The sequence below is a fragment of the Streptomyces murinus genome, assembly GCF_002154555.1.
In the GTDB taxonomy this organism is placed as follows: Bacteria; Actinomycetota; Actinomycetes; order Streptomycetales; family Streptomycetaceae; genus Streptomyces; species Streptomyces murinus.
Genome location: NZ_MUNF01000836.1, coordinates 1 through 282, shown reverse-complemented (window position 1 = coordinate 282; position 282 = coordinate 1). Strand labels below are relative to the sequence as shown.

At 72.3% G+C, this 282-nt stretch carries 1 pseudogene; it reads left to right on the top strand.

The window, feature by feature from the left end:
- Nucleotides 1-153: pseudogene (locus CCN72_RS41130) on the top strand (MarR family transcriptional regulator); the annotation flags it as partial.
- Nucleotides 154-282 lie beyond the last annotated feature (129 nt).

Below are 282 nucleotides of genomic sequence, written 5' to 3'. Positions count from 1 at the left end.
GACGCCCTGCGCGAGGGCGTCACCAGCCTCGGAGCCGACACCCCCGCGGGCCGCCGGCTGGCCGAGACGCTGGACTTCTTCGAGTTCATCGAGCGGGACGTGGCGGAGATGATGGAGCGGTGGCGGGCGTACCGGGACGAGAAACACCGCTGAGTCCGTCACCGTTCCCTGGTCTCCTCCAGGATGGTCCGGCCCAGCAGCGCGTACCGCTCAGGTGCCCGCCGCTTGAGGTACCGCGCGTACGCCACCCCCACCACCGCGACCGCCCCCACCAGCCACGGC